The organism is Stenotrophomonas sp. AN71 (assembly GCF_050435725.1).
Lineage (GTDB): Bacteria > Pseudomonadota > Gammaproteobacteria > Xanthomonadales > Xanthomonadaceae > Stenotrophomonas.
The window spans coordinates 218,728-244,381 of sequence record NZ_JBNDKU010000001.1 but is presented as its reverse complement, the minus strand read 5'-3'; the positions used below and the strand labels follow the sequence as shown (position 1 = coordinate 244,381).

Here is a 25,654-nt window from a genome sequence, read left to right as displayed (position 1 = left end):
GCGGCATGCCCCATCCACGCATGGCGTGGATCTACGGTGCCGGTCACCCGGCGCGAGCTTCGCGGCGTCGGTGCACCCAGTAGTACAGCGTCGGCAGCACCAACAGGGTCAGCAGCATCGCCGACAGCAGGCCACCGATCACCACCACCGCCAGCGGCTTCTGGGTCTCGGCACCGATCGCATGCGAGGTGGCCATCGGCAGCAGGCCGAACATCGCCAGCAACGCGGTCATCAACACCGTGCGCAGGCGCTGCAGCGAGCCTTGCACCACTGACTGCAGCAGGTCCATGCCCTGCTCGCGCAGCTGGGCAAAACGACTGAGCATCACCACCCCGTTCAGCACCGCTTGCCCGAACAACGCAATGAAACCAATCGCCGCCGACACCGACAGCGGAATGCCGGTCAGCCACAAGGCGAGGATGCCGCCGATCATCGCCAACGGCACGTTGGCCAGGATCAACGCCGCACTGCTGATGTCCTTGAAGGCATCAAACAGCAGCACGAAGATCAGCAGCACCGACAACGGGATCACCCAACCCAGCCGCTTCATCGCACGCTGCTGGTTCTCGAACTCACCGGACCATTCCAGTCGGTAGCCCTCGGGCAACTGCACGCTGGCATCCACGCGCTTGCGCATGTCAGCCACCACGCTGCCCATGTCCCGCCCGGCGATGAAGATGCTGACCGCCTTCACCCGTTGTGCGTTCTCGCGCGAGATGTTGATCGCGCCGCTGGCCATGCGGAAGTCGGCCACGTCGGACAGCGTCACCGTGTGGCCGTCGCCGATGCCCACCGGCACCGTGCGCAGTCGCTGCAGGTCGCGGTCGGCATCATCCAGGCGCAGCGTGATCGGGAACCTGCGGTCACCCTCCCACAGCTCGCCGACCTGGCGTCCACCCAGCGCGGTCTCGATCACCTCGTCGATGTCGCGCACGTTCAGGCCATAACGTGCGGCACGATCGCGGTCGATCTCGATCTGCAACTGCGGCAGCGAACCATCGCGGTCGATGAAGGCACTCTCCACGCCCTCCACGCCGCGCACCTGGCCCAGGATCGCCTGCGCATGCTGGTTCAGCACATCCAGATCCGCACCACTGACCTTGATCACCACCTGGCCCTTGATCTGCGAAATGCTCTCCAGGATGTTGTCGCGCACCGGCTGCGAGATCGAGAACTCCGGCCCGGGAATACGCTGCTCCAGCGTACGCTGCAGGTCGCTTATCAACTGCCGCTTGTCCACACCCTTCGGCCATTCCTTCTCCGGCTTCAACGCCACCAGCGCCTCGATCTGGTTGGCCCCCTTGGCATCGGAGCCGTCTTCCGGGCGCCCGAGCTTGGCCACCACGGTCGAGACCTGCGGGAAGGTGCCGACCAGCTCGCGGATACGCCGCGACTGCTGCTGTGCCTCGGCCAGGCTGGTGCTGGGGTCGAGCGTGGCGGTCAGCCAGATCGATCCCTCGTCCAGCTCGGGCAGGAACTCCGAACCCAGCCGGGTCCCCAGTGCCAGCGTGCCGACCAGCAACGCCACTGCGGTCAGCACCACCGCACGCGGACGCGCCAGGGCACGCTCCAGTACCGGCTTGTACCAGCCGGTCAGGCGGTCCATCAGCGGATTGCCATCGCGCATGCGGTCGCGGCGCAACCACCAGTAGCAGAACAGCGGCACCACGGTCAGCGCCAGGATCAACGCACCGATCAACGCCGACGTTACCGAATAGGCCATCGGCGCGAACATGCGGCCTTCCTGGCGCTGCAGGGTGAAGATCGGGATGTGTGCGGCGATGATGATCATCATCGAGAAGAACGTCGGCCGGCCCACCTCGGATGCGGCCGAAAGGATGGTCGAGAAGCGTGTCTTCCTGTCGGCGTTGGGCGGCAGCTTCGATAGTCGCGAGACGATGTGCTCGGTCACGATCACCGCGCCATCGATGATGATGCCGAAATCCATTGCGCCCAACGACAGCAGATTGGCGGGCACGCCCCACAGGTGCAGGCCCAGGAACGTCGACAGCAGCGCCAACGGCATCATCGCCGCCACGATCAGCGCCGCACGGGCGTTGTACAGGAACAGCCACAGCACCAGGAATACCAGCACCGCGCCTTCCAGCAGGTTGCGGAACACCGTCTTCAGCGTGGTCGAGACCAGCCACGAACGGTCGTAGAACGGTTCGATGCTGACCCCTGCCGGCAGCTGGTTGGCCTGGATCTCGGCAATGCGCGCGTGCAGCGCATCGAGCACATCGGACGGGTTCTCGCCCTTGCGCATCAGCACCATGCCGAACACCGCATCGTCGTTGTCGTCCTGCCCAACCAGGCCCTGCCGTGGCAATCCGGTATCGGCGATACCCGCCAGATCACGTACCAGCACCGGCGTGCCACCGCGCTGGGCCACCACCACGTTGCCAATGTCGGCCGGCGTGCGCATCAGGCCCACGCCACGGATCAGGAACTGCTGCTGGCCACGTTCCACGTAGCCGCCACCGGCATTGGAACTGCCCTTCTCCAGCGCCTCGGCGAACTCACCGAGGCTGATGCCGCGGTCGCGCAGCTTGTCCAGGTCCGGCTTGACCTGGAACGTCCGGGCGAAGCCGCCAAAGCTGACCACATTGGCCACCCCAGGCACCGTGCGCAGGCTGCGCTCCATCACCCACTCCTGGGTGGTGCGCAACTGGGTGGACGTCATGTGCGGGGCCTTCAGCACATAGCGGTAGATCTCCCCCACCGCAGAGCTCATCGCCTCCAGCTCCGGCGTCACCCCTTCTGGCAATTCCACGCCCTGCAGGCGCTCCAGTACCTGCTGGCGCGCGAAGTAGTCGTCGGCCTTGTCATCGAAGGTCAGGATGATCATCGACAAACCGAACTGCGTATGCGAGAACACCCGTGCCGAATGCGGGATGCCGGACAGCGCCACCTCCAGTGGCATCGTCACCTCACGTTCCACTTCCTCGGCGGCACGACCCGGGTGCAGCGATACCACCGTCACCTGGGTATCGGACACGTCCGGAAAAGCTTCCACCGGCAACACCCGGAACGCGGCGATACCCGCGCCAATGAACAGCAGCAGCGCCAGCATCACCATCAGTGGCTGGCGCAGGCAATAGGCAATCAGGCGATCGATCATGGCGCGGTGTGCCCCGTGCCGGCAGTGGCCGCGACCGGTGCGCTGTCCACCAGCTGCTGCAGCAACAGCCCGCCTTCAACCACCACCCGGCTGCCGGCGGCCAGGCCGTCGCGCACCCACAGGCGGCCATCGCCCAACTCCTCGGCATGCACGGCATGGCGCACGAAACGGCCCTTGCCTTCCTCGACGAACACCACCTGCTTGCCGTCGATCAGCAGCACCGCCGCATCGGGCAGCGATACGCCGCCTTCGGCTGGCAACGCCACCTGTGCGCGTACGTACTGCCCGGCCTTGAAGCTGCGCGCACGGTTGTCCAGCTCGGCGCGCGCCTGTACCACGCGGCGTTCGCTGTCGACGAAATCATCCACGTGCTGCAGGGTCTCCTGCAGCGGCTGTCCCTCGGCGCCGGGCACGCTCACCTGCATGCCAGCCTTCAGCCGTCCCGCCAGACTCTCGGGAATGTCCAGCAACAGCCACAGGCGATCCGGATCGCCGATCACCGCCAACGGCTGTTCGCTGTCCGGGCTGACCGACATGCCCGGGCTCATCCGCCGTTCCACCAGCACGCCGTCGATGGGCGCGCGCAGCGGCAGGCGCTGATCGACGTGCTGGCCATTGCCATAGGCCTTGGCAAAGGCGGTCGCGCGCGCATGATCGGCCTGGCTGCCGGCGAAGGTGGCCTCGGCCTCATCCAGCTCACGGCCGGACGCCACGCCCGCAGCATGCAGTTCACGGGTGCGGTCCAGCTCTTTTCGTGCCTGTTGCAGTTCGGCACGACCACGCGCGCCCTCGGCCTGCGCCTGGCCGAACTCCGGCGAGGTGATCCACGCGATCACCTGGCCGGCCTTCACCTGCTGGCCCGGCTGCGCCTCGATCCGCGCCACCTGCCCCGGCAGCGGCGTGCGCAAAGCGCTGGAGCGGGTTTCGTCCCAGACCACCCGCCCCGGCAGCTGCAGGCTGGCGCTGGCGCCAGCGGTCACCGCCTCGCTGCGCAGCACGTCCAGCTGGCGGCTGTCAGCGGGAAACTGGATCTGCCCGGCACTGACCTGCGGCGCGTCCTCGGTATAGGACGCCGGCTCACGGCCGCACCCACTCAGCAGGACCAGCGCCAGCAACGCCGGCAGCACGGCATGTCGCGCCCGCAGGCGATGGGCGACGGTGGACTTCATCGGGATTCTCCTTCAGCAACGGATGTGGCCGCTTCCCAGCGCGCCAGGGCAATGGCATGGTCGGCGCGCGCTTCGATCAGCGCAGCCTCGAAGTCGCGCCAGCTACGGCGCGCATCCAGCAGGTCGGTCAGGCTGGCAGCACCGCGGCGGTAGGCCAGCTCGATGCCCTGCACCGCCTTGCGCGCGGCGTCGGCATGCAACCCTTCATAATCGGTGCGGCGCTGCGCGGCCGCGTGCGCACTGGCCTGCAGCTGGTCCAGCTCGGCACGCGCTTCGCGCTGCAGCACCTGCAGCTCCAGCGCGGCGCTGTCACGGTCGGCTTCGGCACGCTGGATCGCGCCGCGCGCACGCGAGGGGCCACCCAACGGGATCGTCAACGACACCCCCCAGGTGACACCGCTGATATCGGTCGGCTCACGCTCGGCTTCCACGCCCAGCTGAATGTCGCGGTGGCGTTCGCTGCGCGCCAGCGCCACACCGGCATCGGCAGCGGTCAGGCGCGAATGCGCGGCCCGCAGGTCGGCGCGCTGTTGCGGGTCGAACGGCCGCGCAGCGGGGATGTCGGATGCCTGCGGCCACGCATCGTCAGCGCTGAGATCGTGACTGTCATCGCGGCCCAGCAGCAGGCCCAGCGCATGCCGCGCGTCGCGCAGGTCCAGTGCCGCCTCGCGTGCGGCGTCGGCCACCGCCAGATCGTCCACCGCCAGGCGCGCGCGATCCACCGGCGCCATCGCCCCGGTTGCAACCTGCTTGTCAGCCGCGGCCATCTGCTCGGCCGAACTCTGCCGGTTGGCATCGGCAATCTGCGCCCGCTCCTGTGCCCCCTTCAGCCCGAAATAGGCTTCGTGCAGCGCCACCTGCTGGCGACGACGGGTATCGAGCATCTCCAGCCCAGCCACCTCCAGCAATGCATCGGCCTGGCGGACGCGCAGCGCTCGCTTGCCACCGCGTTCCCAGGTCCAGCCCAGGCCCAGCGTGCTGTCCACCCGCTTGTCCTGCCAGCGGCCCGGGCCGATGCCATGCTTGGGGCTGATCTTGCTGCTACCGATCGAAAGCTCTGCCGCTGGCCGCAGTGCTGCGGTCTGTGCATCGCCCTGCACCCCGCGCAGCTCCAGCGCTGCCGCGCGCAGGTCCGGGTTGTGAGCTTCCATTGCACGCTGGGCATCCTGCAACGACAGCGCCGATGCGGACGGTGCGCACACGAGGGCGGCCAGCACGGCCGCAACATGAAGGGAGAAATTCATGCACGTCAAGGTAAGGTGACGCACTTGCGCCAAACTTGCCCCAACCTTGCACGAAGCTTGCAATGCGAATCCTGCTGATCGAAGACGACGCCGCCCTGGCCGATGGGCTGATCCGCGCCCTGCAGGGCGCGGGCCATTTGTGCGACCACCTGTCGCGCGGATTGCATGCGCCTGCAGCACTGGCCAGTGCGCCGTACGACGTGATGGTGCTGGATCTGTCGCTGCCCGATGTCGACGGCCTGGATCTGCTGTCCCGGCTGCGCAACGATGGCGTCACCCTGCCGGTGTTGATCCTGACCGCACGCGATGGTGTGGAAGACCGCATTCTTGGGCTGGACCGTGGTGGCGATGACTACCTCGCCAAACCCTTTGCCCTGGGCGAGCTGGAAGCGCGGTTGCGTGCACTGTCACGCCGACGCAGCGATGCACCGGCACAGAAACGGCTGGGCCGGCTGTGCTTCGACAGCATCCGCAACGAAGTGCAGGTGGACGGCCAGCGCATCGAACTGACCGCACGCGAGCTGGCGCTGATCGAAGCCCTGATGCAGCACCCTGGCCGCACCGTCACCAAGCAGCGGCTGTTCGATGCGCTGTACAGCTGGGACCACGACGCCAACCTGTCGGTGATCGAGGTGCATGTCAGCCGCCTGCGCCGCAAGCTGGAACAAGCACGGGCGGGCGTGGGCATCCGCATGCTGCGCGGTCTCGGCTACCGGCTGGAGGCCGGCGGTGACTGAGCGCGTGCACAGCCTGCGCGGCCTGCTGCTGCGCCGCCTGTGGCTGCCGCTGCTGGTGCTGATGCTGTGCAGCGCGATTGGTTCGTTCGCGCTGGCCCGCTTCTATGCCGGCCAGGTCTACGACCGCTGGTTGCTGGATTCGGCGATGTCGCTGTCCGAGCTGGTGAAGGTGCAGGACGACCGCGTCTCCCTCGAGATCACCCCGGCGGTCTCGCGCATGTTCACCTGGGACACCGCCGACGAGGTGCATGGCGAGGTGGTCGATGCCGAGGGCGCGCGGCTGTATGGCGATCTGCCCGAGGCGTTGCCGCGCCCAGCGGTCGCCGCGGATGGCAACGACGCGGTCTACTACGATGCACGCCTGCGTGGCCAGGCCGTGCGCATGGTGGAAGTGATGATCAGCGCCGGCCCGGGCCACGATATCCGGCTGCGCGTGGCCGAAACACTGCGCAAACGCCATCGGCTGGAACGCAAGCTATTGATGACCAGCATTCCGTTCCAGGCCGCGATCCTGGCGCTGGCCGCGTGGCTGGCCTGGTCGGGCACCGGCGCCGCCGCGCGCCATGCCAACCAGGTCGCGCGACGACTGGCCAGCCCACGTCCTGATCCATTGGCGCCACTGGACCCTGCACAGGAAGCACCGCGCGAACTGTGGCCGGCGGTGGAGGCCTACAACGCCCTGCTGCAACGGCTGGACGCGATGCAGGGCGCACAGCGGCGTTTCGTCAGCAATGCCGCGCACCAGCTGCGTACACCGCTGGCAGCGATGCAGGTGGAACTGGAGAGTTCACTGCGCCAGCACGATCCGCAGGCCCAGCAGCTGGCGTTGTCCGGCACGTTGGCCGGGCTGGCGCGGCTGCAACACCTGGTGAATCAGCTGCTGGTGCTCAGCCGCTCCGAAGATCCGCAGGGCAGCGCGCTGTCCCTGCAGGCCGTGGACCTGGCCGCGTTGGCGCGTGGCGTGGTGGAACGCTACGCAGATCGCGCGTTGGCCGCAGGGGTGGACCTCGGTTACGACGGCCCGGATGACGGTGTGCCGGTGCAGGGCGACCCGCAGCTGCTGCGCGAGGCGCTGGGCAATCTGCTGGACAACGCGCTGCGCTACGGCGCCGTGCGCGGTGTGATCACCCTGGGCCTGCAACAGGACGCAGGCGGCGTGCAGGTGTGGGTGGACGACAACGGCCCCGGCATCGCCAACGCCGAACGCAGCCGCGTCACGGAACGCTTCTACAGGGCCAGCAGCGAAGGCGACGGGTGTGGATTGGGGCTGGCGATCGTGGCCGAGATCGCGCAGCGGCATGGTGCCGCGTTGATGATCGACACCGCCCCCATCGGCGGCGCACGCGTGGGATTGCAGTTTCGCCTCGGGTAGAGGCCAACCTTGGTTGGCGCCGTTGATGTTCCGCATGCCGACCAAGGTCGGCATCTACCAGGTTCGTGTCACCGGCTCATCGAATACGGTGCCTGCGCGCCCTGCCCCGGCCAGTCCTTGTTCGGCTCGGCCTGCATGCTGAAACGCAATTCGCCGCCGGCCAGGATCTCATCATGGCGCAGGAAGGTGCGCTGCAGCGGCTTGCCGTTCAAGCTCACGCTGCCCACATAGGTGTGTGCGTCATCCAGCCCGTCGGCCACGATGGTGAAGCTCTTGCCGTTGGGCAGCCGCATTGCGGTCTTCGGCAGGAACGGGCGGCCCAGGATGTACTCGCCCGAGCCCGGCGCTACCGGGTAGAAACCCAGCGCGGTGAACACATACCACGCCGACATCTGGCCCACGTCGTCATTGCCGGCCAGGCCATCGGGGCGGTCGGCGTACTGGGTATCCATGATCTGCTTCAGGCGCGCCTGCGTGCGCCACGGCTGCCCGGCGTACGAATACAGATACGCCACGTGGTGGCTGGGTTCGTTGCCGTGTGCATACCAGCCAATCAGGCCGGTGATGTCTTCCATGTGCGCGAAGATCGACGGATCGACCTTGGCATTGAACACATCGTCCAGCCGCGCGAGCAGTTTGTCGCTGCCACCATGCGCGGCGGCAAGGCCTGCCACATCCTGCGGCACGTACCACGAGTACTGCCAGGCATTGCCTTCGGTGTAGTCGGTGCCATAGCCGCTGGCGCTGGGGTCGAACGGCGTACGGAAACTGCCATCGCGCTTGCGTGCGCGCATGAAGCCGGTGTCCTTGTCGAAGGCGTTGCGCCAGTTGCCGGCGCGCTTGTCGAAGGTCGCCGCCACATCGGTCTTGCCCATGGCCTGCGCCATGCGCGCGATGGTCCAGTCATCGAAGGCGTATTCCAGCGTCTTGCTGGCGGCCTCGCCTTCCTCGTCGATGGGCACGTAACCCAGTTCGCGGTACTGCGCGATGCCGTCATACGGGCCGTAGTTCGCCGTCTCGACCATTGCCTTCAGCGCCTTGTCGGCATCGAAACCACGGATGCCCTTCACATAGGCATCGGCGATCACCGGCACTGCGTGGTAGCCGATCATGCACCAGTCTTCCAGGCCGTGGAACGACCACACCGGCAGCATGCCGTAGGGGCTGTGCTCATGGTGGGCCAGCATCGAATTGATGAAGTCGCTGTTGCGCTTTTCCGGCTGCACCAGGGTCAGCAACGGGTGCAGCGCCCGGTAGGTATCCCACAGCGAGAACGTTGAATAGTTGGTGTAGCCCTTTGCCTGATGCACGGCATTGTCCGAGCCGCGGTACTGGCCGTCGGCGTCCATGAACAGCGTTGGCCCCAGCATCGTGTGGTACAGCGCGGTATAGGCACTGCGGCGGGCGTGTTCCGGGGCGTCGATATCAAGCACCGACAGCGCCTGCGTCCACTCCTGCTTCGCCTGCGCGCGCACGCGGTCGAAATCGAAGTCGGCCACTTCGGCATCGAGGTTGGCGATGGCACCGGCCTCGCTGACCGGCGAGATCGCTACCTTCACCACCAGCGGTGCGTCCAGCTTGCCGAAGTTGAAGGTACCAACCAGCTGCCGGCCCTCGATCTGCGCACGCTGTGCCGGGTCTTTCTCGCCCGGCGGCGGGAAGCCCTTGTAGACGATGTCCTGCTCGGTGTTGTGCAGTTCGTGGCCGGCCAGCGGGCGCGAGAAGCGCATTGCGAAATACAGCTGGCGGCCCGCTGCCCAGCCACGGGTCTCGCGGAAGCCGGTGATGGTGCCATCGGCACGCACGCGCACCCGCGACCACAGGATCTTGCCCGGGTAGTCGTACATGCTGGTACGCATGTCCAGCAGCACCTTGGCATCGGTGCCCTTGGGGAAGGCATAGCGGTGCACACCCACGCGCGCACTGGTGGTCAGTTCGGCACGCACCTTGTAGTCGTCCAGGGTGACCGCGTAGTAACCCGGCTCGGCCTTCTCGTCGTCGTGGCGAAAGCGCGAGGCGTAGCCGCTGCGGGGTTTCTCCGGATCGCCGCGTTCCAGACCCGGCGTGCCGGTGAACGGCATCACCAGAATGTCGCCCAGATCGGAATGGCCGGTGCCGGAAAAGTGCGTATGTGAGAAGCCGACGATGCTGCGATCGTCGTAGCGATAGCCGGCGGCCCAGCCATAGGCCTTCTCGCGCGGCTGGATGCGCGTGTCCGGGCTGAGCTGGACCATACCGAACGGCACCGTCGCGCCAGGATAGGTGTGGCCCTCGCCACCGGTGCCGATGAACGGATCGACCGATGCGTAGGCGCGTTCGGCGGCGGATTTCGGCAGTGCCGCCAGGGCCGCACCGGAGGCAAGCATGGCGGTAGCGGCGACAGCGATCAGGAGACGACGGTGCAACCTGGGCATCGGCATTTGGATCGATTCAGATGGTGACCGGATGCTAGCACCGGCCTAGCGTAGCGGCATGCTGCGCTGCAGCTGAACGGTTCCAAACACGACAAAAGTTGTCCTGTTTCATCTGCAACTTATTGCATGGCTCGACGCGCCCCGGATCGGAAGACTGTGCGCCGAGCCCATTGCGGCGCAGCAAAGTCAGTCCCGACCATTCATGTCGAGGGGCGACCCAATTCACATTTTGCTGTGCCGGGGGTCACGAAACCCGCCGCTATCACTTTGCCTTCACCCCCTCTGCGCGCCTGATTCACGCCGACGAAGTGAATGCGGTCCCTTTCCTGAAGTCTGGTCCCCACAGGAGTTCCGTCATGAAGATCGCAGTTCGTCGTACCCTCGCGCTGGCCGTGGTCAGTTCCCTTGCCCTGGCTGTTCCGGTGTATGCCGGTGTGCTGAACCCTGGGCAGTCCGCAACCGTGCAGCCGGGTGATGTGCCGGAGGTGTGGTCGCTCAACAATGCCCAGTTGACTGTCAATTCCGGTGGAAGAACGCTGGAGCTTGCCGCGAACAATCAGTCGCAGATCGCGCTTTCCGGAGCTGATATCACCACCACTACCATTGGCACCGTAGCGGGCATCAACCTGCAGAATAGCGCGTTGACGATGTCTAATTCCACGTTGACAAACAATGGGGGAAGAGCCGTTGCAATCGCGGCTTCAAACGGACTTCCGATGTCCAACGCCAACATCAGCAACAGCCAGATCACCGGCCAGGGCATTGGCATCAGTGTCAGCTCATCGGCGCCTGGACAGCGCAGTGTATTGAACCTTGATCGCACTCAGGTCCTTGCGCGTGCCAGCACGGGGACCAACGAAGTATTCACCGGTAACGCCATCGTCGCATTCGAAGGCGCTGAGATCCTGGTGGGCAACGGGAGCGCTATCAAGGGTGAGAAGAATGGCATCTATGCCATGTCTGACAGACTCACGATTGCATCCACGGTTGTGATCGATGCTTCGCGCGTCGAAGGTACTGCGGGGGCCGCCCTGAAGGTTGGGCCCCGGCGAGGTTCGAACGACGCGGACATCCAGTTCACCGCCCGCAACGGCGCACAGCTGATCGGCAGCAACGGCAACCTGCTGGAAGTTTCCGCTGCCGCCGCCAAGGTCGGCTTCACCATCGACAACGCCATCCTCACCGGCAACATCGTCAACACCGCCGGCAGTACCGTCGATGTGAACCTGACCAACAACGCCACGCTGCTCGGCACCACCCAGAACATCACCTCGATGGCGGTGGACAACGGCCGTTGGCAGCTCACCGGTAACAGCAGCACTGGCGCGCTGTCGCTGGGCAGCGGCGGCGAGATCGCACTGGGCGACGGCTCGGCGTTCCACACCCTCAACGTGGCCGGCAATTTCGCCAGCTACGGCGGGCTGCTGACCTTCAACACCGTGCTGGCCGGCGATGACGCGGCCACCGACAAGCTGATTGTCGGCGGCGATACCAGCGGCAGCGCGAACGTGCGCGTGAACAACATCGGCGGTGCCGGTGCGCAGACCACCCAGGGCATCGAGCTGATCCAGGTCGGCGGCGCCTCCAATGGCCAGTACACCCTGGCCGGCCGCGCCGTGGGTGGCCAGTACGAGTACTTCCTGCACAAGGGCACCGGTACCGATGGCAACTGGTACCTGCGTTCGCAGCTGCCGGAAGGCGGTGATGCGTGCGCCATCAATCCCGGCCTGCCGGAGTGCAAGCCGATCGATCCGGTCGACCCGATCAAGCCGGTGGATCCAGTCGACCCGGTGGACCCGATTGATCCGGTGCCGTTGCTGCGCCCGGAAGTCGGCGCCTACCTGGCCAACCTGCACGCCGCGCAGAACATGTTCCGCCTGGGCTACCACGAACGCCATGCCGGCCAGAACAGCGGCCGTGCCTGGGCGCGCGTGGACGGTACGCGCAATGGCTTCGATGCCATCAGCCGCCAGCTCGACATCCGCGGCAACAGCCAGGCGCTGACCGTGGGTGCCGATCTGTGGCGCGCCGACAACGGCAGCAGTGCAGGCGTGATGCTGTCCACCGGCAACGCCAGCAGCACCTCCACCAACGAGGTGACCAACTACTACGCACGCGGCAAGGTGAAGGGCGAAGCGTTGGGCCTGTACGGCACCTGGCGTGGCGGCAATGGTGCCGACCCGTATGCCGGCTTCTACGTGGACGGCTCGGTGCAGCGTGCGCAGTTCCGCAACCGCGTGCAGGGCATCGGCCTGGCCGAGGAGCGCTACGACAGCCGTGCCTGGCAGGGTGCGGTGGAAACCGGCTATGCGTTCCGCTTGGGCGGTGCCAGCAACGGCGGCATCTTCCTGGAGCCGCAGCTGCAGGTGGGCTACAACCGCTTCAGCGACAGCCGCCACACCGAGGTGAATGGCACCACGGTCGCCAACGACGATGCCAACGGCCTGTTCGGGCGCGCGGGCCTGCGCCTGTCCGGCGTGACCCGCTGGGGCAACGGCGCCGCCGAGGTGCAGCCGTACCTGGCTGCGAACTGGCTGCACAACCGCAACGATTCGCAGATCCGCATGAACGACGAAGTGGCCGATGCCCGTGTGCCGCGCAGCCGTGGTGAGTTCAGCGGCGGCGCGTCGGTGAAGTTCGCCAACGGCATCGGTGCCTGGGGTGGGCTGTCGTTGCAGCGCGCCAGTGGCTATCACCAGACCACCGCTCAGGTGGGTGTCAGTTACAGCTGGTAATCGGTCGCCTTCAACCCGTGGTCGCTTCGATTGCGGGTTGATCTGGGGGCGAGAGGTGTGGCTGGCGAACAGGAGTTCCCGGCCACTGCGTAGAAGGCGCGACAGGGATGGTCGCGCCTGACATGTTTTTACCGAAATCTGTCGTGGTGAGTGATGAGATCTTTCGATTCTGCCTGTTTGGCAGAAACCATCAATGAGCGCTCCACGTCGTGATGCGTACAGGATGGCGGCGCAGCGGATATCCCGCTGCCGGGATTGGAACCCCCGCATGAAACTGGAGAACTGCCTGTCGTGACTACGGCGGGCGCTGCGTGTGGCCGTCTGGCCATCGGAGTTCTCCAGTTTCTCCGGGTTCCAACCTCGCATCGCCCGCCACCCTTGCGGTGGCCCACGCTATCCAAGGAGCTATCGCATGACATCCGAACGTCCGCTCAGCCCGGCCATGGAGTCGCTGTTCCATCGCATCGAACAGGCCCTCAACAGCGCCGAGGGCATGGCCATTCCCATCGGTGAACAGTACGGCCCCGAGCCGAAGCCGCCGGCACCGATGGGCTACAACCCGAAGCAGATTGCCATGGCGATGATCATGCTGAGCCAGCATGGACGATGCCTGCTGCAGGAACTGCGGGCGGAAGCGGAGAAGGTGACGTACCACTGAGGCGTGGTGGCCGACGGCATCGACGGGGTAGCGTCGACTGTTGGTCGACTGCTCTTTGCGATTGCCAAAAAACCGCGCTTCGCGCGCTGGCCGACTAACAGTCGGCTCTACCCCGTCGGTTGCCGCCGTGGGTTGTTGCCCAACCCGCTCGGTGGGTATCCAGGTTCCTACGCGGCAACCGCCTTCTGGATATCGGCCAGCGGCGCGTTGGTCAGGTCCTTGGCGATATCCCCCAGCAGGCGCGCGTGGGTTTCCTTGTGCAGCAGCGGCCGGATGCGCCCCAGCGTGGTCGGGTCGGCCACCAGCACCAGGTGCGCATAACGGTTGTTCAACGCATCGTCGTTGAGCTGCTCGGCCACCTGCTTGGCGAAGGTGGCTTCATTGAGCTGGGAAATGGACATGTCCTTCGGCACGGCGCCGGCCGGCCCCTGCCCGGAAACACCCTGCTCGCTGATGTCCTGCAGGCGCAATTCGCCCTCCTGCTTCAAGGTCAGCTGGTGATCGGTGCCAACGTTGGTGAACACACGGGCCGAGCCACCATCGGCGACAACCACAAGCGTACCTTCGGGAATGCGACGGGTCATGCGATGCTCCTTCTCTGTTGCGTTCGCCTCCAACCTAGAGCGCGGCGTGTGAGCAATGCGGCCAGATTCCGTTCAACGCATGTCATCACCGCCATGCAGATGAACAAGCGTGATGGAACACAGTGTGCAGATCCGCCCGCTTCGCCGCATGCTCACACCCCGGCCGTTATGATGAACGGATGATCGACACGACCCACTACGTAACGGGCGCACCGGTTACGTGGAAAGCACTGCCGACCGGCGCTTCGGTGACCACGCCTGTTCTTGTCACGCCTGTTCTTGTCACGCCTGCTCTTGTCACGGATGTTCCCGCTTCGCCCATCCATCGCCTCGCGCTGGACCCTGGCGGATGACGCCCGCAGGTACGTCGCCTGCACTGCCCGCATCGCTGTGATTCCCGGCCGCTGACTACGCCGCCATCGTGATCCCGTTGCTGCGCTTCCGCCCTTGCGGCGGTGCCTCGCCGTGCGCGTGCCTCCATCCGCGCCGCCACCTTCCCCCTTCCACACCTCCCAGGGAGCCCCCATGCAGGACACACCCGAGGCACATGCCCATTTCGGCTGGTTCAAGCGCCGCCGCCACCTGAAAGTCGATGAGATCACCGTTGTCGACAAGCCGATGCTGAAGCGCGCCGTGGGCGCCGCCGCGCTCGGCAATGCCATGGAGTGGTTCGATTTCGGTGTCTATGGCTATCTGGCCGTCACCATCGGCCAGGTGTTCTTCCCGTCCAGCAACCCCACCGCGCAGGTGATCGCCGCGTTCGCCACGTTCACCGTGGCGTTCCTGGTGCGACCACTGGGCGGGCTGGTGTTCGGCCCGCTGGGTGACCGTTACGGCCGCCAGAAAGTACTGGCGTTCACCATGATCCTGATGGCACTGGGCACGTTTTCCATCGGCCTGATTCCCTCTTACGAGCGTATCGGCATCTGGGCACCGGTGCTGTTGCTGCTGGCGCGCGTGGTGCAGGGCTTTTCCACCGGTGGTGAATATGGCGGCGCGGCCACCTTCATCGCCGAGTACTCCACCGACCGCAACCGCGGCCTGATGGGCAGCTGGCTGGAATTCGGCACGCTGGGCGGCTACATCGCCGGTGCCGGTACGGTGACCGCCCTGCACATGCTGCTGAGCAGCGGGCAGATGCTGGACTGGGGCTGGCGCATTCCGTTCCTCGTGGCCGGTCCGCTGGGCCTGCTGGGCCTGTACATGCGCATGAAGCTGGAAGAGACCCCGGCCTTCCGGGCGTTCGCCGAAGAAGCCGAGAAGCGCGAACACGAGCGGCCGGGGCTGGCTGCACTGTTCCAGGTGCACGGCCGCCAGCTGCTGGTGTGCATGGGCCTGGTGCTGGTGTTCAACGTGACCGACTACATGCTGCTGACCTACATGCCCAGCTACCTGAGCGTGACCATGGGCTATGCCGAGAGCAAGGGCCTGCTGCTGATCATCATCGTGATGCTGGTGATGATGCCGTTGAACATCGTCGGCGGGTTGTTCAGTGACAAGCTGGGCCGCCGCCCCATGATCATCGGTGCGTGCATCGCGCTGCTGGTGCTGGCGGTGCCGAGCCTGCTGCTGGTCGGCAGCGGCCACGACGGGCTGATCTTCCTCGGCCTGATGCTGCTGGGGCTGGCGCTGGTGTGCTTCACCAGTTCGATGCCCTCCACGCTGCCGGCGCTGTTCTATACACCGGTGCGCTACAGCGCGCTGTCGATCGCGTTCAATGTGTCGGTGTCGTTGTTTGGCGGCACCACGCCGCTGGTGACCGCCTGGCTGGTGGAGCGCACCGGCGACCCGCTGGTGCCGGCCTATTACCTGATGGGTGCGGCGGTGATCGGGCTGGTGACGATGCTGTTCGTGAAGGAAACCGCCGGCCTGCCGCTGCGCGGTTCACCGCCGGCGGTGGGCAGCGAGAAGGAAGCGGCGGCGTTGCTGAAGAGCGATGTGCCGGTGACGGTGGACCCGACGTTGCCGCCGTTGCCGGACGTTGCGGAGCCCGAGCAGGTGAAGCCGGCCTGAGGCTGGGCACAGAACGCGATCCACGCATGGCGTGGATCTGCTGGCCAGGTGGCGCCGGGTGGATACGCCCGGCGCTGCCTGGCGCTACTTCTTGATGCGGGCCAGCTTCCCCGGCGTCCAACGCAGCGTCCAGGTGTAGTTTCCGTCTGGCGGACAGACGTGGCGGAAATCGCGGGGAATTTCGCAGACCGTTGCGCCCGCGGTAACGGTGAAGGCAACGATGATCCGGTTGCCATCGATTCGGATCGACTGCACCGCGCCAGGAATCTGGATGCCAGCATCATCGCCATAGCCTGATTCCCGGATGGCCGCGAAATCCTCGGCATCCACCCGCGACAGGCTCTTCGGGTTCTCCTGGCCGCGTGGATCGTTCGCCGTCAGCGCCGTCATCACCGCCACCACATTGCTTTGCGCGAAGCTGCCACCTGTGTAGGTCGACGTGTAGAAGTACACAACTTCGGAACGACCATCACCATCGAGATCGGCAACACCCGTCCACACCGGGCGGAAGTCCGATTCGATATCGTCACCGGGAATACGCCGCAGACTGGCTTCGGCGGCCCGGTAGGCCTGTACAAGGCTGGGTGGCGCCACCACCCGCTTGGACGCGGCCGGCGCAGCCACCGCCGTCAAACTGGACAGCGCCAGCGCAGCAAGCGCCAGGCAGATCGAAGTGGAGCGGAACATCGCAGGTCCGTGCATGTCATCCTCCTTGAGTGTGCGGCCAGTCTAACCGCCGCTCCGGTGGCGCCCAGTCGTGCACGGTGCAGTGTCGCGCGATGTGTGGAAGGCATCCACGCATGGCGTGGATCTACCGCGAGGTATTCAATTCCATCGCGCGCATCACGATCGGCTTGGCCCAGTCCGGGGTATGCAGCAGCTCGGCTACCGACACCGGGTACTGCAACTCGCCTGCGGCCATCGCCAGTACCGGCAGCGGCACCACGCAGCCCTGCGCGTCGGCCGGTGCGCTGTTGTCGTAGACGTGCAGTTCGGCCAGGTGCGGCAGCAGCTCCAGCAGGTTTTCGCGTGCCGAATCGAAGCGGGCGTGGATCTTCTCGACCGGAATATCGTGGCCGCCTGCCGCCACCCGCGCGGCCACGCGGGCGATGTGCAGTTCAATCGAGGCCAGGCCGCAGAACCAGATCGCGACCTGCTGCCGCTCGCAGGCCTCGCGCAGCAGGCGCGGAATGGTGTTCCCGCCCAGCGTGGTCTCGAAGGCAAAGTCGGTGCCGTCGACCATCGCCTGGCGCAGGCGGCGTGTGCCCTCCTGCCACGCCTCGGCATTGGCCTCGGGCAGCGGCCAACCGGCCTCGACCAGCCGGCGGGTGAACGTATCGGGGTTGAACCAGGTCAGCCCCTCAGCTTCCAGCCAGGTGCCCAGCAGCGAACTCTTGCCGGCGCCATTGACGCCGGCCAGCACCAGGATGCGCCCCATCGGTCAGAGCGGACGGCCGAGGGTGACCTTGCGGCCGCGCCGGATCGGCTGGCCCAGCACCTTGCCCAGCCCCTCCCCGCGCTGCAACCCGGCCAGCGTCTGGTCGAACTCGCTGCGCAGGCGCAGCAGTTCCTCACTGCGTTCACCGGCGTCTCCGCCAGCGGCCCTGGCCAGCAGTTCCTGGTAGGTGCGGATGTCCACGATCACCGCTTCGGGGTGATTGTGGTTGGTGATCACCAGCGCCTGCTTCTCGCGCACGGTGCGCATCAGGCTCGGCCAGCCCCGGGTTTTCACCGACGAGGCCGGGGCCTTTTCAAGGCCAGGCAGATCCAGCGGCAGGGTCATGGCACGGCTCCAGGCAGGGCGGATGAGGCCACTATACCCAATTTGGCCAAATTGGGGATAAATACCCTTTCAGCCCCCTGTACCCGCCTGCGGCGCGTCGGTCTGCAGCAGGCTGTCGCGCTCGCGCAGCGGGAAACGGATCCACGCATCCAGGCCGGTGGGCCCGAAGCGCAGCTCGCCGCTGCCGGCCAGCTCATACGGCACGCGCTGCTCGATCAGGGCCCGGCCCAGGCCGCGCTGCTGCGGCAACTCCCAGCCCTCGATTTCGGCATGGCGCTCGCACCAATGCAGGCCCAGCCACGCCTGCCCGTCCTGCACCTGCAGGTGCCAGGAAACGTCGATGCGGCCGTCTTCATGGGTCAATGCACCGTGCCGCAGCGCATTGCTGGCCAACTCATGGATCGCCAGCGACAGCACTTCGGCCGCCTTCGGCGGCAGCAGCACGTCCTCGCCCTGCAGCCGATAGGCCGCTGCCGCGGGCGTCTGTGCCGCGATCTCCTCGTCAAGCATGCCGTGCAGGCAGACGCCGGCGTTGGCACCGCGGGTCAGCAGGCTCTGCGTGCGCGCCAGTGACATCAGCCGTGCGCACAGCCGTTCGGCATAGTCATCCACGCTGCCGACCGACTCGCGCGTCCGCCAGGCAATGGCATGGATGGTCGACATGATGTTGCGCACGCGGTGCTGCAGTTCGGCCAGCAACACCGACTGGCGCTCGGTGGCGCGCTTGAGGTCGTCGATGTCCACGGCAATGGCGAACACCCCGCTGACCTCACCGTCGCCATCGCGCAATGGCGCCGCAGCCACCCGCGTCCAGCGCGCCCGGCCATCGTCATGCAGGTACTGGAATTCCAGCCCCGGCACCAGCGTTTCGCCGCGCATGGCCCGTGCGATGGCGAAGTCCTGCGGTTCGATCAGCGTCCCATCGGCATGCCAGCCGCGCCAGCGATGCTGGTTCTCGGCGTCACCCGACGGCACCTTGCCGCTCGGAAGGTAGGCCCGCATCTGGTCGTTGCTGAGCAACATGCGCCCCTGCATGTCGACAATGCACAGGCCCACCGGCAACAGCTTGAAGGCCAGTTCCAGGCGCCGTTCACTCTCGCGCCGACGCTGCTCCTCACGTTCGCGGGCCACCAGCGCCAGATGCCCGGCGGTGGTTTCGAACATGGTTACCAGCACCCCGTTGATGCGGCCTTCTTCGCCACGGATGGGGCTGTAGCTGATGGTGAACCAGACGTCCTGCAGCCGGCCATGCCGGACCAGCGGGTACAGCTTGTCTTCAAAGGTGAGCGTCTCGCCCTGCCAGACGCGGGTATAGAGCGGGCCGTTGATGTGCCACACCTCGGGCCAGCACTCGCGGGTCGGCTGGCCGAGCCCGCCAGGATGCTTGTCGGCCAGGACTTCGGCATAGCCGTCGTTATACAGCTGCACCAGCTGCTCGCCCCACAGCACGATCATGGGGAAGCCGTGGGCCAGCATCAGGTCGACCGTGGCGCGCAGATGCGGCTGCCAGCGGTCGATGGCACCCAGTGGCGTGACCGCCCAATCATGGCGGGCGATGCGCGCGGCCATGCCTTCGTGACGCGCGTTCAGGCGCAATGGAGGGGGCGCCGCACCACGAAGGTCGGCGGCGTGCATGCCTTCGGTCGGCCGCGCCATGCCGCGCAATCAGGCGACGCCCGCAGAAGCCTGCGGCGTCGCCACCAGCCCAGCCAATTGCTGGACCAGCGCCTCGATGTGATACGGCTTGGTGCAACGCGGAGCCGCAGCGAAACGGCTGGGCAGATTGTCGTCGTAACCGGAAGTGAGCAGGAACGGCGTTCCCGCCGCGGCCAGTCGATCGGCCAGGGGATACACCTGCTCACCACCAAGATTGATGTCCAGCAGCGCCACGTCGATGGGGTTTGCATCCACCAGCTGCCCCAGCGCTTGCAGGTCACCGGCCGGCCCCACCACGTGTGCGCCCTTCAGTTGCAGGTAGTCGACCAGGAACATCGCGATGGCGAATTCATCTTCCGCCACCAGCACTCTCAGCCCGTTCAGTCCCTCTGGGTTGTTGCCTGCTTCCCGCACGACCCGCACTCCTCGATGCACGCGGCCCACTGCTGCCGCAATGCCTGCAGGATGCGCGATCCGGGCTACAAGGGCGCGTGATGATGGATGAAGGCAGCGGCCACGGCCCATTCACCCCGGCATTGCAGCGGCGTGTTCAGAACGCGCGCTCCCACTTGAGGCTGAGCAGGCTGCGGTCGTGGCTGTACAACCAGCCCACCGAGCTGTCGATGCGCGCATAGCGAAGGCTCAGGCTGGGCACCAGCCCGGCCACCGCCAGCCGCTCGCTGCGTACGATGGCGATCAGGTTCTGTTCGTCGTCCTGCCGGCGCGCCTCCAGCAGCGGGCTCCACGCGTCGTAGTCGCGGTGGCGCAAGGAAACGAACACGGTGGCCGTGGTGCCACTCCATTGCCGCGCCACGCCCAGCCGCAGCCCCCGCTGCCGGTAGCCGTTGGCTGCGTCGGCGGCGTTGCTGTCGGTCAGGTCCAGGCCAGCGAACACCGTCCAGCGCGGATTGAGCGCGCGGAACCAGGTGGCATACAAGGCCGCCAGTTCGCCGTCGTAGTTGTCGGCCAGCCCCGGTTGCCGGTAACGCTGCCGCTTCCAGTCTGCCTCCAGCTTGAGCAGGCTGCGCGCGTTCAACGTGTACTGCCATTCGGCGTGCACGCCACTGCCGCCCTGCAGCGCGTGATTGCCCAGCGCCTGGTAGTCGTAGCTGGGTGCAAGCAGCAGGGTCTGCCGTGCACTGCGCCAGCTGTAGCCGGCCTGCACGCTGGCATTGAGTTCGTTGTACGCGCTGTGCCCACGCCAGGCCTGGCCGAAGGCCAGCCCGCGCACATACAGGCCATGATGGCCGGCCAGTGCCCAGCGCCGCTCCAGGTTCGCATCGTAGTCCAGGCCCACGGCGCGCTGCGCATCGGGCAAGGTGCGTTCGATGATGCAGTTGTCGCCAACCCCGAACAGGCAGGTGCGGCTGGCCGAGCTGCGGTTGATGTTGTCGCTCCATGCAGGGCCGGCAGCGAGCGCACCCTTCCAGCGCCTTCGTGCCTGCAGCGCCTCCAGATAGCTGTCCACGCGGGCGCGCACCCCGGCGGTGGCCGGATCGGTACCATCGATGCCGTCCCTGATTGCGCCAAACAAGGTCATCGCCTCGCGGTCGCGCTGGTCTTCGGCATACACGCGCGCCAGTTCAAGGCGCGCCGGCAGGAAGTCCGGCTGCGCCGCCAGCAGCGCTTCGTATTCGCGTGCGGCACGGCGGTGGTCACCGGCGACCCGCGCCAGCGCCCCCTGTGCATAGTGGCGCAGCAGCGGGTCGTGGCCGGGCAGTTCGAGGTATTCATCGAGGAATGCAGCGGCGGCCTGCCATTGCTGGTGTTGCAGCGACAGGTACAGAGCCTGGCCGAGGTCGTCGACCGTGCGCTCCACGCGCATCGTCTGCCCGTCGATGGTAATGGTCGGCCGTTGCGATTCGGCCTGCTGCAGGCGCTGCTGGTCCTGCTGCTGGTGGCGCAGCTCGCTGCCCTGTTCGAGTACGCGGCGTAGATCGTCCTGCTGGGCGCGCACGTCGGCGGCGGCCAGCAGCAGGAACACAAGAAACATGGGATGGCGCATGGTCGATCCGTGGTGATGCATGCAGCGGGCCGAAGCAGGGACTGGCGGATCGCGGCTTGTCCCTGCCCTGCCCCGTCAGGGGCGTGGCGATCAGTTCTTGCTGCCGCCGAAGGCGGTGTCGTACTGGCTGTTGCCGGCGAAGGTAGCGATACCGGCCAGGGTGGCAGCATTGGCACCGAAGAACTGGCCCTGGGTGGTACCGGCAACGGTGCCGTTGGCAGTGGCGTTGCCGGCGAACGACGCGTTGGCGCTGTTGATGGTGGCGGCGACGGCCACAGTCAGGCCGGAACCGGCCAGCGCGCCATTGAGGCTGCCACTGCCGAAGTCGGCGCGGAAGGTACCGCTGAGCAGGTTGCTGCCACTGAACTTGTTCAGGCCAGCAACGCTGTAGGTGGCAACGCCGGCCGGCAGCGTGGTGCCGGTGCGGTCACCGACGAAGTAGACCTGGCGGTTGTTGAAACCACCGGCGGCACCATCCTTGGACCACTCACCAAACCACACATCGCCACTGCCGACCTTGACGAAGTTGAAGTGGCCCATGCCGGCGTGGCTGCCCGGCGCGCCGGTGATCGGCATGGCCAGCGTGCGCACGTTGGTGCCGTTGACGGTGGTGGTGCCGGAGTACAGGCTCAGCCCCTGGAAATCCACCGGCTTGGCGTTGGATACGGTACCCACACCGATACCGGCCTTGCCGGCCGAGTGCGGACCACCGTTGACCTGCGACTCGCCGACGGCGACGTACAGCTCGGCATCGGTCTTGGCGCTGGCCGCACCGACGATGTCCGCTGCGTGCGCAGCGCCCACCAGGGCGAAGGTGGCGGCAACGGCGAGAGCCGAACGGGAGATCATCTTCATGGTATTGCTCCTTGGATTGAGGAAACTACGGGTACAACACTTGAAACGGAACGCTTAGAAGCGTGCGGTGATGCCGAGCTTGAGGGTACGGCCCGGTGCCGGCAGCGTGGAGCGCGTGGCCGGGTCGACGTAGTAGCGGTTGCCCAGGTTGCTGCCGACCAGCTCGACGCTGGCGTGCTCGTTGAAGCGCCAGCGCGCATAGGCATCAACGGTGGTGATGTTTCCCCAGGTGAACGGCACGTTCTGCCAGAGCAGGCTGCTGCCACCGGCCAGCAGACGGTCGCGATAGGCCTGCAGATCGGGGTTGTCATGCCGCTGGTAATGCACGATGCGGCTGCCCAGTTCCAGCCGCTCGTCGAACAGGCGCGTACCCAGCGACACGTTCACCGACAGCTTGGGAATGGCCTGGGTCAGCAGGTAGCCGCCGACGAAGCCATCCTGCACGCAGTTGGGCACCAGCCCACGATTCGCGTCGAGCAGCACGGCGGTGCTCTCGTCGCACACTTCGTTTTCCAGCGTGCGCGCGATGCCCAGGTCGGTGAAGAAGCGCCGGTTGTCAAAACGTGCCTGCAGCTCGATGCCACGGATGGTCTGTTTGTCGATGTTGTCGAACAGGAAGTACGCATCGCGCTCGATCACATCGCGGGTCTTGTGCACGTAGTAGGACAGCTTCACGTCGGCGTCGGCGGTGTTGTCGAACAGCCCCGACAGGTTGTGCACGTAGGCCAGTTCGTAGTTGTAGGCATGCTCCGGCTTCAGCGCGTACAGCGGATTGAGGCTGCTGGAGAAGGCGATGGTGCTTTCGAACATGCTCGGGAAGCGCACCGCTTCGCTGTAACGCAGGTAGACGCGCGCGGCCGGCGACAGGTTCACCGTGGCCGAGAAGCTGGGCAGCCAGGCATGGTCGCGACGGCGCATGTTGCGCCCGTCCGCCGGCCTTGACTGCACGGTGTTGCCAATGTTGCAGACCAGGTCGCTGCCGGCATAGAGCGGCAGCGCGCCGGGAATGGCCGCCACCTCACCATTGAGGCACGGGTTGGTGGCGCGCGAATAGTTGCCGTTGGCATCAGGCAGCCACGCGATGCTGTGCTCCACCGGCTGCGGCGTCTGGTAGTTCTGCAGCAGGCCGCGGATCGCATCATCGACGAACCAGCCCATGCCGATGCTCTCCCAGAAGCCGCGCTCGGCCTCCAGCGAGTCGACCTGCGCCTGCACGTTGGCCGGGCGCTGCGGCAGTTCGTTGACCCGATAGGTGGCCTGCTTGCTGCCCACGCCGCGTGTCAGCAGTTCCGGATGCGCCTGCAGGAAGTCATCGAACGCCCAGTAGCGGCTGTAGCGCACGCCGGCGGCCAGGGTGAGGAACTCGAACGGACGCCATTCCAGGTTGAGATAGCCCTCGCCTTCCTGGCGGCGGCCGGCACGCGGGAACATGCGCCAGCCATCGCTGGTGCCGAAGTACGGGTCGCGCGAACCCAGCTTCTCGTACTGCCAGTTGCCGCCTACGGTCAGGTCAAGGCTGGAATGCAGGGCGAAACGGTTGCTCAGGATCAAGCCGGTGCGGTCGTTGCGCGCGTTGGCCAGCGCGGTGTTGCGCAGGATCGGATTGCGCTGCGGGTCCACCGCCGGATTGCCGGTGGCGAAGTTGGGGAAGCCGCCTGCAGTGTAGGTGTCGCTCTCGGTTTCGGTGCGCCACAGGTTGGCGTACAGGTCCAGCCAGCGGCTGCCGGCCGGCTGCCAGCGATATTCCAGGTTCCAGGCATCGGAATCGACGCGGCTCAGTGGCCACTGGATACGCCCGTAGTCCGGCGCGGACAGGATGCGCGACGGCATGATCTCGCCATAGTGCGACAGCGTGCGCCGCCAGGTGGCCTTGAGCTGCTGGTCGTCGTTGATCTGCCAGGTACCCTTCACCAGCCACGATTCCTGTTCGCTGGAGGTGTTGGGCACTTCATCGCCGGGCTTGAAGTAGCGTGCCAGCGTGGTGATGTAGTCGATGCCCTGGTACTCGTACTGCTCGCGCGGGTCCTGGTCGTAGTAAGCGCTGCCCTTGCTGCCGGAGAAGTAGTTGCCGCGCTTGCGCCAGGCATAGGCGGCCATCAGGTCGACGTTGTCACCGCGCACGCCCAGCGCCAGGCGCCAGGCCTGATCCTCGCCATCGAAGGGGTTGTTGCCGCTGCGCGACTTCACCGGCACCACCAGCGTGCGGTCATCATAGGGGGAGGCCGGCGATCCCTGCGGGAAGCCGTCCACAGTGCGGTAGTCCTGGCCGGTATGCAGGCCAGGCACGCGCGGCGCCACCGCATTGCTGCTGCCCTCGATCTTCAGCTCACCGCCGAAACGCTCGCCGGCGGCCACGATGTCATCGACGTCGATGGTCTTGATGACCAGTGCGCCACCGATCCCGCTGTGCACATCGCGCACCAGCCCTGGCCCCTTGATGACCTGGATGCCACCAATCAGGTTGGGATCGATGTAGTTGCGGTTGCTGACGCCGTTGTAGCCGCGCCAGACGGTCAGCGCCTGTTCGCCACCGTCGATGCTGACCGGCACCCGCCCCGGCCCCTGGATGCCGCGGATGTTGATGTCCAGCGCACCGCTGTTGCGCGCATCGCCACTGAACACGCCGACCAGATCCTTGACCACGTCGGCCGGGTTGGAGCCACGGTAGCGCTCCACCCGGTCGCGCCCCGAATACGCCGTGGTCAGGTCCAGCGCGAACACATCGTCGTAGCCGCGCCGATCGCGGGCCTCGCCCCCTTCCGATTGCAGACGACCGGCCACGTCCAGTGTTTCGGTCACCCGCACCCCTTCCCCTTCACCCGCCTGCGCGGCAGCCCGCAGGCTCCACGTGCCGTCCATGCCGCGCTGGGCACGCACACCACTATCGCGCAGCAGCTGCTGCAACGCCTGCATCTGGCTGTATTCGCCCTGCACCGCGCTGGAGCGGCGCCCTTCCACCAGGTCACTGCGGAACACCACCTGCACGTCGGCCTGGCGACCGAAGGCGCGCACGGCATCGGCCAGCGGTTGTTCCGGAATGGCGTACGAGCGCAATGGCGCAACGACCGCCGGCTGTGCCCGTACGGCCGGCACCCAGGCCAACGGCAGCAGTGCGGTGGAGATGGCCAGGGCCAGGACGGTGGCGCGGCGATGACAGGCAGATGCCGTGGACGGCATGGACAATAACTCCTCAAGCGGGGCGGAGCCACGGGCACATCCGGTACCGGTGGTGTGTCTGGCTTGAGGAGAAACGGTGTTTCGCTCTGGCTATATCTCTAAAGACAGCGGGCCGTGGTGGTTGCCCACGG

General features: G+C 66.4%; 18 protein-coding genes. 5 read left to right on the top strand and 13 right to left on the bottom strand.

Annotated features, from left to right (window positions below):
• Nucleotides 1-43 precede the first annotated feature (43 nt).
• Genes ABH900_RS01060 through ABH900_RS01050 form a run of 3 tightly spaced genes read right to left on the bottom strand, consistent with a single transcriptional unit; the run spans nucleotide 44 to nucleotide 5,534 of the window.
• Nucleotides 44-3,121, bottom strand: a complete 3,078-nt coding sequence (locus tag ABH900_RS01060) for an efflux RND transporter permease subunit (protein WP_429620450.1) — start codon at nucleotides 3,119-3,121, stop codon at nucleotides 44-46.
• Nucleotides 3,118-4,290, bottom strand: a complete 1,173-nt coding sequence (locus ABH900_RS01055) for an efflux RND transporter periplasmic adaptor subunit (RefSeq protein ID WP_429620448.1) — start codon at nucleotides 4,288-4,290, stop codon at nucleotides 3,118-3,120. The genes ABH900_RS01060 and ABH900_RS01055 overlap by 4 nt, the downstream gene beginning before the upstream one ends.
• Nucleotides 4,287-5,534, bottom strand: a complete 1,248-nt coding sequence (locus ABH900_RS01050) for a TolC family protein (RefSeq protein ID WP_429620446.1) — start codon at nucleotides 5,532-5,534, stop codon at nucleotides 4,287-4,289. Before ABH900_RS01050 ends, ABH900_RS01055 begins: the two co-directional genes overlap by 4 nt.
• Nucleotides 5,535-5,596: 62 nt before the next feature.
• On the opposite strand from ABH900_RS01050, the gene ABH900_RS01045 reads away from it, so the two are divergent.
• Complete coding sequence (locus ABH900_RS01045; protein ID WP_429620444.1) at nucleotides 5,597-6,271, top strand: response regulator; 675 nt, start codon at nucleotides 5,597-5,599, stop codon at nucleotides 6,269-6,271.
• A complete protein-coding gene (locus ABH900_RS01040; protein WP_429620442.1) occupies nucleotides 6,264-7,643 on the top strand; it encodes a sensor histidine kinase in 1,380 nt (459 codons plus the stop codon). The genes ABH900_RS01045 and ABH900_RS01040 overlap by 8 nt, the downstream gene beginning before the upstream one ends.
• A gap of 68 nt (nucleotides 7,644-7,711) precedes the next feature.
• Here the strand turns inward: ABH900_RS01040 and ABH900_RS01035 are convergent, their stop codons facing one another.
• A complete protein-coding gene (locus ABH900_RS01035; RefSeq protein WP_429620440.1) occupies nucleotides 7,712-10,063 on the bottom strand; it encodes a GH92 family glycosyl hydrolase in 2,352 nt (783 codons plus the stop codon).
• Between the two features lie 350 nt (nucleotides 10,064-10,413).
• Here ABH900_RS01035 and ABH900_RS01030 point away from each other — a divergent pair, with 350 nt between their 5' ends.
• Both ABH900_RS01030 and ABH900_RS01025 read left to right on the top strand, forming a co-directional pair.
• Entirely contained in the window at nucleotides 10,414-12,792 is a 2,379-nt protein-coding gene (locus tag ABH900_RS01030; RefSeq protein WP_429620439.1) for an autotransporter outer membrane beta-barrel domain-containing protein, read from the top strand.
• Nucleotides 12,793-13,204: 412 nt separating this feature from the next.
• Complete coding sequence (locus tag ABH900_RS01025) at nucleotides 13,205-13,450, top strand: hypothetical protein (RefSeq protein ID WP_429620437.1); 246 nt, start codon at nucleotides 13,205-13,207, stop codon at nucleotides 13,448-13,450.
• 167 nt (nucleotides 13,451-13,617) lie between these two features.
• On the opposite strand, the gene ABH900_RS01020 is transcribed toward ABH900_RS01025, so the two are convergent.
• On the bottom strand, nucleotides 13,618-14,034 hold the full coding sequence (locus ABH900_RS01020; RefSeq protein WP_429620435.1) for a host attachment family protein: 417 nt from the start codon (nucleotides 14,032-14,034) through the stop codon (nucleotides 13,618-13,620).
• 525 nt (nucleotides 14,035-14,559) lie between these two features.
• Between ABH900_RS01020 and proP the strand changes: the two genes are divergently transcribed.
• Complete coding sequence (proP, locus tag ABH900_RS01015) at nucleotides 14,560-16,047, top strand: glycine betaine/L-proline transporter ProP (protein ID WP_429620433.1); 1,488 nt, start codon at nucleotides 14,560-14,562, stop codon at nucleotides 16,045-16,047.
• Between the two features lie 84 nt (nucleotides 16,048-16,131).
• On the opposite strand, the gene ABH900_RS01010 is transcribed toward proP, so the two are convergent.
• The 8 genes from ABH900_RS01010 to ABH900_RS00975 form a co-directional block, all read right to left on the bottom strand.
• Nucleotides 16,132-16,749, bottom strand: coding sequence for a hypothetical protein (locus ABH900_RS01010; protein WP_429620431.1), 618 nt, complete (start codon nucleotides 16,747-16,749; stop codon nucleotides 16,132-16,134).
• A 109-nt stretch (nucleotides 16,750-16,858) separates the two neighbouring features.
• Nucleotides 16,859-17,485, bottom strand: coding sequence for an AAA family ATPase (locus tag ABH900_RS01005; RefSeq protein WP_429620429.1), 627 nt, complete (start codon nucleotides 17,483-17,485; stop codon nucleotides 16,859-16,861).
• 3 nt (nucleotides 17,486-17,488) lie between these two features.
• Nucleotides 17,489-17,830 (bottom strand): type II toxin-antitoxin system prevent-host-death family antitoxin, encoded by a 342-nt coding sequence (locus tag ABH900_RS01000; RefSeq protein WP_429620427.1) that lies wholly within the window; start codon nucleotides 17,828-17,830, stop codon nucleotides 17,489-17,491.
• Between the two features lie 69 nt (nucleotides 17,831-17,899).
• On the bottom strand, nucleotides 17,900-19,486 hold the full coding sequence (locus ABH900_RS00995; protein ID WP_429620426.1) for a sensor histidine kinase: 1,587 nt from the start codon (nucleotides 19,484-19,486) through the stop codon (nucleotides 17,900-17,902).
• A 9-nt stretch (nucleotides 19,487-19,495) separates the two neighbouring features.
• Complete coding sequence (locus ABH900_RS00990) at nucleotides 19,496-19,900, bottom strand: response regulator (RefSeq protein ID WP_429620424.1); 405 nt, start codon at nucleotides 19,898-19,900, stop codon at nucleotides 19,496-19,498.
• 136 nt (nucleotides 19,901-20,036) lie between these two features.
• Nucleotides 20,037-21,491 (bottom strand): surface lipoprotein assembly modifier, encoded by a 1,455-nt coding sequence (locus tag ABH900_RS00985; RefSeq protein WP_429620422.1) that lies wholly within the window; start codon nucleotides 21,489-21,491, stop codon nucleotides 20,037-20,039.
• Nucleotides 21,492-21,581: 90 nt separating this feature from the next.
• On the bottom strand, nucleotides 21,582-22,346 hold the full coding sequence (locus ABH900_RS00980) for a Slam-dependent surface lipoprotein (protein ID WP_429620420.1): 765 nt from the start codon (nucleotides 22,344-22,346) through the stop codon (nucleotides 21,582-21,584).
• Between the two features lie 54 nt (nucleotides 22,347-22,400).
• Entirely contained in the window at nucleotides 22,401-25,523 is a 3,123-nt protein-coding gene (locus tag ABH900_RS00975) for a TonB-dependent receptor domain-containing protein (RefSeq protein ID WP_429620418.1), read from the bottom strand.
• Nucleotides 25,524-25,654 lie beyond the last annotated feature (131 nt).

Excerpts from the sequence above, each read along its gene's own strand:
- ABH900_RS01000 (WP_429620427.1), bottom strand. The coding sequence starts at position 17,830 with ATGACCCTGCCGCTGGATCTGCCTGGCCTTGAAAAGGCCCCGGCCTCG.
- ABH900_RS01025 (WP_429620437.1), top strand. The coding sequence starts at position 13,205 with ATGACATCCGAACGTCCGCTCAGCCCGGCCATGGAGTCGCTGTTCCAT.
- ABH900_RS01020 (WP_429620435.1), bottom strand. The coding sequence starts at position 14,034 with ATGACCCGTCGCATTCCCGAAGGTACGCTTGTGGTTGTCGCCGATGGT.
- ABH900_RS01050 (WP_429620446.1), bottom strand. The coding sequence starts at position 5,534 with ATGAATTTCTCCCTTCATGTTGCGGCCGTGCTGGCCGCCCTCGTGTGC.
- ABH900_RS01060 (WP_429620450.1), bottom strand. The coding sequence starts at position 3,121 with ATGATCGATCGCCTGATTGCCTATTGCCTGCGCCAGCCACTGATGGTG.
- ABH900_RS01045 (WP_429620444.1), top strand. The coding sequence starts at position 5,597 with ATGCGAATCCTGCTGATCGAAGACGACGCCGCCCTGGCCGATGGGCTG.
- ABH900_RS01010 (WP_429620431.1), bottom strand. The coding sequence starts at position 16,749 with ATGCACGGACCTGCGATGTTCCGCTCCACTTCGATCTGCCTGGCGCTT.
- ABH900_RS01055 (WP_429620448.1), bottom strand. The coding sequence starts at position 4,290 with ATGAAGTCCACCGTCGCCCATCGCCTGCGGGCGCGACATGCCGTGCTG.
- ABH900_RS01030 (WP_429620439.1), top strand. The coding sequence starts at position 10,414 with ATGAAGATCGCAGTTCGTCGTACCCTCGCGCTGGCCGTGGTCAGTTCC.
- ABH900_RS00995 (WP_429620426.1), bottom strand. The coding sequence starts at position 19,486 with ATGGCGCGGCCGACCGAAGGCATGCACGCCGCCGACCTTCGTGGTGCG.
- ABH900_RS00980 (WP_429620420.1), bottom strand. The coding sequence starts at position 22,346 with ATGAAGATGATCTCCCGTTCGGCTCTCGCCGTTGCCGCCACCTTCGCC.
- proP (WP_429620433.1), top strand. The coding sequence starts at position 14,560 with ATGCAGGACACACCCGAGGCACATGCCCATTTCGGCTGGTTCAAGCGC.
- ABH900_RS01035 (WP_429620440.1), bottom strand. The coding sequence starts at position 10,063 with ATGCCGATGCCCAGGTTGCACCGTCGTCTCCTGATCGCTGTCGCCGCT.
- ABH900_RS00985 (WP_429620422.1), bottom strand. The coding sequence starts at position 21,491 with ATGCGCCATCCCATGTTTCTTGTGTTCCTGCTGCTGGCCGCCGCCGAC.
- ABH900_RS01005 (WP_429620429.1), bottom strand. The coding sequence starts at position 17,485 with ATGGGGCGCATCCTGGTGCTGGCCGGCGTCAATGGCGCCGGCAAGAGT.
- ABH900_RS00975 (WP_429620418.1), bottom strand. The coding sequence starts at position 25,523 with ATGCCGTCCACGGCATCTGCCTGTCATCGCCGCGCCACCGTCCTGGCC.